The sequence below is a fragment of the Xanthomonas hortorum pv. cynarae genome (assembly GCF_002939985.1).
Taxonomy (GTDB): domain Bacteria; phylum Pseudomonadota; class Gammaproteobacteria; order Xanthomonadales; family Xanthomonadaceae; genus Xanthomonas; species Xanthomonas hortorum_D.
Genome location: NZ_MDFM01000048.1, coordinates 23,007 through 28,760 on the forward strand (window position 1 = coordinate 23,007; position 5,754 = coordinate 28,760).

Here is a 5,754-nt window from a genome sequence, read left to right on the forward strand (position 1 = left end):
GCGGCGTGTCCCGCGAGCGGCGAGGGCACCGCGCCCTCGACCGACCAGACGTTGATCTACCCGTTTACCGCCATCGATATAGCATTCAAGAAGCATCGCTAGCCGCTCTAAAGCATCAACACCGCTGCTGCTCTAATACGCCTGACGATGGATTTCTTTGCCCGCAATGCGTTCAATTGCACACACAAAAAAGGCCCCGCATGCGGGGCCTTAAGTGCATCTGCGACGCGCCGATCAGAAGCTTGCGCGCACGCCGACACGGTACTGGTTGGCGTCGTCGATGAACTGCGCTTCGGCAACCAGGCCCCAGGTCGGGGTGAAGTTGACCTGGCCACCCAGGGTGCCGACGAACTCGCCTTGGTCGACGTCGTTGCCGTCGATGTAGCCAGCCTTGACCCAGGCTTCGGTACGCGGCGAGGGCTTGCCACGCAGGCCCAGGTTGGCGAAGCCCAGATTGGTGGAGTCGGACGCATCGTCGATCGAGCGGCCGCGCAGGCGCAGATCGGATTCGACCTTGCTGCGCAGCAGGCTGATGTCGGCGATGAACTCGACGCGCTCGGTCATTTCCTGGCGGTAGCCGATACCCACGGTGGCCTGCTCCAGGGTGCCTTCGATCTCGAAGCCGCCGCCGAGGTTGTAATCCTTGGTGGCACGCTGATAGCCGGCGAGCACGTACACCGGCTCGGCAATCTTCCAGGAGCCGCGGATGTAGCCGCCATCGATGTCGTCCGAATCGTCGTTGACGTTGATTTCGGTACGGTTCCAGCCGCCTTCGACGTAGCTGTAGCTCAGGCCTTCAGCAGACGCGGCAAACGGTGCGGCGGCCAGCAGGGCAGCCAGAATCAGGGTGTTACGCATTGGGTGTTCTCTCCGAATTGATGTCCGTGTCTCCGCCCCGTTGCGGGGTGGAAAGAGCGACGTCTCCCGTCGCGGGGCGCAATTTAACAGATCCTTCACAATCCTGGCTATGGGGGATTCCCTGACATGACGCAGTGTCCTGCCGGCCTTAACCAACGCTCAGCCATCGCGCCAAGGTGCCCTGTTAGACTGCGCTGGCCGGTTCGCCGGTACTCACGAACGTCTTCAGGGCGGGGTGCGATTCCCCACCGGCGGTAGGCATGCGCAAGCGTGCGAGCCCGCGAGCGCTTGCGCACCGGAGTTACGCGAATCCACGCGAAACTCTTGAAGCGCAAGGTCAGCAGATCCGGTGCGATGCCGGGGCCGACGGTATAGTCCGGATGAAAGAAGACGGCCAACGCGCAGCCTTGCGGCTGTGCGCGCGCCTGTTTGCCTTGTGGCGTTTTTCGCTCAACTTTTGCGAGAAACGACTATGTCCATGCATTACCTGTCGCGCTGCGTCGCGACTTTCCACCGCACTGCGTTAGCTCCGTTGTCACTGCAAACGGAGGCCCGCTGATGTTTACCGGAATCATCGAAGGCGTCGGCCATCTGGCTGCGCGTCAGCCGCAAGGCGGCGATGTGCGTTTCACCTTCGCCACTGGCAGCCTGCCGTTCGAAGCGGTGCAATTGGGCGAGAGCATCGCGGTCAACGGCGTGTGCCTGACCGTGATTGCGTTCGATGCCGGCAGCTTCCAGGCCGATGCCTCCACCGAAACCCTGTCGCTGACCACGCTGGGCGCGTTGCCGGAAGGCGCGTTGCTCAATCTGGAACGCGCGATGCGTCCAACCGATCGTCTCGGCGGGCATCTGGTCAGCGGGCATGTGGATGGTCTGGGCCAGGTGCAATCGGTGCATGGCGATGCGCGTGCGCAGCGTTGGCGGTTTGCCGCGCCGCCGGCGGTGTTGCGCTATGTCGCCAAGAAGGGCTCGATCTGCGTCGATGGCGTCAGCCTCACCGTCAATGAAGTGGACGAGGACGGCTTTGAGGTGGCGTTGATTCCGCACACGGTGGCCAATACCGCGTTTGCGCAGACCGCAGTCGGTGCGGCGGTGAATCTTGAAATCGATCTGGTGGCGCGTTATGTCGAACGCCTGCTCGGCACGCGGGGTGCGGCATGAACTTCGCGCCCGTTCCGGAATTGATCGAAGAACTGCGCGCCGGACGCATGGTGGTGATCGTCGATGACGAGGACCGCGAGAACGAAGGCGATCTGATCATGGCCGCCGAGCTGGTCAAGCCCTCGGACATCAACTTCATGGTGACCCACGCGCGCGGGCTGGTGTGTCTGTCGCTGACCCGCGAGCGTTGCGCGCAACTCGGCCTGGCGCCGATGGTGCGCAACAACACCGCGCAATTCCAGACCAACTTCACTGTCAGCATCGAGGCGGCTGAAGGCGTGACCACCGGCATCTCCGCCTACGACCGTGCACACACGGTGCGCACCGCGGTGCGTCCGGATGCCAAGCCGCAGGATCTGAGCCAGCCGGGTCACATTTTTCCGCTGATCTCGCAGCCCGGCGGCGTGCTGACCCGTGCCGGCCATACCGAAGCGGCCAGCGATCTGCCGATGCTGGCCGGGCTGGAGCCGGCCGGTGTGCTGGTGGAAGTGCTCAACCCGGACGGCAGCATGGCGCGCCGCCCGCAGCTGGAAGTGTTCGCGCGCGAGCACGGGCTGAAGATGGGCTCGATCGCCGATCTGATCGCCTACCGGCTGGCCAACGAGCACACCGTCGAGCGTGTGGACGAACGCGAGATCACCACCGAGTTCGGGCCGTTCAAGCTGGTGACCTACCGCGACCGCATCGCGCACGATCTGCACTTCGCGCTGGTGCGCGGCAACGCCGATCCGCACACCCCGACACTGGTGCGCGTGCAGGTGGAAAACCCGCTGGCTGATCTGCTGCACTGGCAGCGCGATGACTTCGGCGTGGCGGCCACCGATGCACTGCGTGCGATCGCCGCCGAAGGGCAGGGCGTGATGGTGGTGCTGTCGGCGCCGCGCGACAGCGAATCGTTGTTGGCGCGGTTGCGCCAGCAACCGGAAGCCGCAACCAACGCCAAGGACGTCAGCCAGTGGCGGCGCAACGGGGCCGGCGCGCAGATCCTGGCCGAGCTGGGCCTGGGCAAGCTGCGCGTGCTGGGCACGCCGCGACGCCAGGTGGGGTTGGCGGGGTTCGGGCTGGAGGTGGTGGAGTATCTGGAATGCCATGCCGGCGAAGGCGTGCGTTCGGTGCCGGCGGCCGCGCTGCCCTGAGTGTGGCTGACGGCAGGCAGTGAACTGCCGTCAGGTGGGTGCGAACGCTACGCAGGAACCGGGTTGTTCGAGCGGTTCCTGCTGTTTTCGAGCATCGACCGCGCCATCTGCCGGCTACGCCAGCCTTTGCTGCCCGCTTCCAATATCGCGTCTGGGGCACATGGCCGGGTCTGCTTCGGCGGGCTTTGTCTGCACGCGTCGGCCGGGCCAGGCCCCGGCAGCTGTTAAACTTCCCACCCCCTCGAGTTGCCGACCCGCATGACCCACTACGAAGGCGATCTCCGCCCCACCACCGCGCGCTTTGCGATCATCGCCAGCCGTTGGAATGCCCGCATCACCGACGCGCTGGTCACCGGCGCGCGCCAGAGCCTGGCCGGCAACGGCATCGGCGAGGACGCCATCGACGTGGTCCGCGTGCCGGGCGCCTGGGAAATTCCGATCGCTGCCAATCGTCTGGCGCAATCCGGCCAGCACGCGGCGATCATCGCGCTGGGCTGTGTGATCCGCGGCGACACCCGCCATTACGAACACGTGGCCGACCTGTGTGCCGAAGGCCTGATGAGCGTGCAGTTGCAGACCGGCGTGCCGGTGCTCAATGGCGTGCTCGCCGTCGAGCGCGTGGAAGATGCCGAGGCGCGTGCCGGCGGCAGCCATGGCAACAAGGGCGAAGAATGCGCACTTGCAGCGCTGGAATTGACCAATTTGATGGAGCTGTTGCCATGAGCAAGCCCGGTGGACATGCCCGCCACGTCCGTCGCGATGGCATCGACCCGGTGCTGCGTTCGCGCGCACGCCGACGTGCCTTGCAGGCGGTGTATGCGTGGCAGATTTCCGGTGGGTTCGCCAAGCAGGTGATCTCCCAGTTTGCGCATGAGCAGGCGCACGAAGTGGCCGATCTGGCGTATTTCGAAAGCCTGGTCGAAGGCGTGCTGACCAACCGTGCCGAGCTGGACACCGCGCTGACCCCGTATCTGGATCGCGGCGTGGAAGAGGTCGACGCGATCGAACGCGCGGTGCTGCGGCTGGCTGCCTACGAATTGCTGTATCGGCAGGACGTGCCGTACCGCGTGGTGATCAACGAAGCGATCGAAACCGCCAAGCGCTTCGGCTCCGAGCATGGCCACACTTACGTCAACGGCGTGCTGGATCGCGCGTCGGTGGAGTGGCGCAAGGTGGAGTCGGGCGCGAGCGGCGCCTGAGGCGCCGCGGGAATGGGGAGTCGGGAATGGGCAATCGTAAGAGCAACGTTTCCGACATCTCCTGACGCGCCTTTGCGATTCCCGATTCCCTTCTCCCGATTCCCGTCCCCATGCCCGAATTCGATCTGATTGCGCGCTTGCGCGCGCGCATCTCCGCGCGTGCCGATGTGCCGTTGGGCATTGGCGACGATGCGGCGTTGCTGCAGCCGCCGCCAGGCGAGCAACTGGCGATCACCGCCGATACGCTCAACGCGGGTGTGCATTTTCCGCACGAGACGCGCGCCGAGGATCTGGGCTGGAAGACGCTGGCAGTCAATCTCTCCGATCTGGCCGCGATGGGGGCGCAGCCGCGATGGTGCACCTTGTCGTTGTCGTTGCCGCACGACGATGCCGAATGGGTCGACGCGTTTGCCGATGGATTCTTTGCGCTGGCCGATGCGCATGCCATCGCCTTGGTCGGTGGCGACACCACGCGCGGGCCGTTGTCGTGTGCGGTGACCGCAATCGGCAGTGTGCCGCCGGGCGCGGCGTTGCGCCGCGATGGTGCGCGCGTGGGCGACGATGTGTGGGTGACCGGTGCGCCGGGCGAGGCCGCCGCGGCGTTGTCGTTGTGGCAAGCCGGCCAGCTGGACGTGACCTGCGCGGCGGCCGACCCGTTGCACGAGCAATGGCGCAGCCGCCTGCTGCGCCCGCAGCCGCGCGTGCAAGCCGGGCTGCGCTTGCGTGGGCTTGCGCATGCCTGTGTGGACATCTCCGACGGCCTGCTGGCCGATCTGGGCCATCTGTGCGAACGCAGTGGTGTGGGCGCGCAGCTGGCGCTGGCGGCATTGCCGGCGATGCCACGCAGTGCCGGGATCAGCGCGCTGCACTGCATCGGCTGGCAACTCGGCGGCGGCGACGACTACGAGTTGTGCTTCACCGCCGCAGCCCAGCACCGCGACGCGGTGGTGCAGGCGATGGACTTCGCCGGAGTTGCGGTGACGCGCATCGGCCAGATCGTCGCCAAGCCAGGCGTGGTGGTCCACGACGCCAACGGCAACCTGTGGCAGCCGCCGCAACGCGGATATCAGCACTTCGTGGGCTGAGCTGTTCGCGCAAGAGGCGTTGCGCGGGCGTGCTGCATCGCAGCCAACGTCTGCGGGTCGGGATCAGCCAGACGATAAGCGCACGCTGTTTCCACTTGCGGGCCGGGCCCGTAAGTGCGGCGCGCACGCGCCACGAGTCAGGCTGCAGCACAACAAGCACGCAGCGATGCCGCCCACTCTTCTGGTCCAATTTGCCGCCTGCCGCCTGCCGCCTGCCGCCTGCCGCCTGCCCAATCCCCAATCCCCAATCCCCAATCCCCAATCCCCAATCCCCAATCCCCAATCCCCAATCCCCAATCCCCAATCCCCAATCCC

6 protein-coding genes, 1 other RNA gene and 1 riboswitch are annotated in these 5,754 nt (G+C 65.8%); of the genes, 5 read left to right on the forward strand and 2 right to left on the reverse strand.

Going from position 1 to position 5,754, the window contains the following annotated elements:
- Positions 1-234: 234 nt before the first annotated feature.
- Positions 235-858 carry an outer membrane beta-barrel protein gene (locus XcyCFBP4188_RS21125; RefSeq protein ID WP_006452213.1) on the reverse strand — a complete coding sequence of 208 codons (624 nt, stop codon included), beginning with the start codon at positions 856-858 and terminating at the stop codon, positions 235-237.
- Between the two features lie 217 nt (positions 859-1,075).
- Positions 1,076-1,254: riboswitch (FMN riboswitch) on the forward strand.
- 162 nt (positions 1,255-1,416) lie between these two features.
- Here XcyCFBP4188_RS21125 and XcyCFBP4188_RS21130 point away from each other — a divergent pair.
- Both XcyCFBP4188_RS21130 and ribB read left to right on the forward strand, forming a co-directional pair.
- Entirely contained in the window at positions 1,417-2,019 is a 603-nt protein-coding gene (locus tag XcyCFBP4188_RS21130) for a riboflavin synthase (protein ID WP_006452212.1), read from the forward strand.
- Positions 2,016-3,155: a 3,4-dihydroxy-2-butanone-4-phosphate synthase gene (ribB, locus tag XcyCFBP4188_RS21135; protein WP_006452211.1), complete on the forward strand. Its 1,140-nt coding sequence runs from the start codon at positions 2,016-2,018 to the stop codon at positions 3,153-3,155. The genes XcyCFBP4188_RS21130 and ribB overlap by 4 nt, the downstream gene beginning before the upstream one ends.
- 4 nt (positions 3,156-3,159) lie before the next feature.
- On the opposite strand, the gene XcyCFBP4188_RS21140 is transcribed toward ribB, so the two are convergent.
- Positions 3,160-3,235: non-coding RNA, sX9 sRNA (locus tag XcyCFBP4188_RS21140), on the reverse strand.
- A 178-nt stretch (positions 3,236-3,413) separates the two neighbouring features.
- Here XcyCFBP4188_RS21140 and ribH point away from each other — a divergent pair.
- The 3 genes from ribH to thiL all read left to right on the forward strand — a co-directional run bounded on the left by ribH (position 3,414) and on the right by thiL (position 5,439).
- Positions 3,414-3,878, forward strand: coding sequence for a 6,7-dimethyl-8-ribityllumazine synthase (ribH, locus tag XcyCFBP4188_RS21145; protein WP_006452210.1), 465 nt, complete (start codon positions 3,414-3,416; stop codon positions 3,876-3,878).
- Complete coding sequence (gene nusB / locus XcyCFBP4188_RS21150) at positions 3,875-4,354, forward strand: transcription antitermination factor NusB (RefSeq protein WP_023902704.1); 480 nt, start codon at positions 3,875-3,877, stop codon at positions 4,352-4,354. The genes ribH and nusB overlap by 4 nt, the downstream gene beginning before the upstream one ends.
- Before the next feature lie 110 nt (positions 4,355-4,464).
- Positions 4,465-5,439 (forward strand): thiamine-phosphate kinase, encoded by a 975-nt coding sequence (thiL, locus tag XcyCFBP4188_RS21155; RefSeq protein WP_006452205.1) that lies wholly within the window; start codon positions 4,465-4,467, stop codon positions 5,437-5,439.
- The last annotated feature ends 315 nt before the right edge of the window (positions 5,440-5,754 follow it).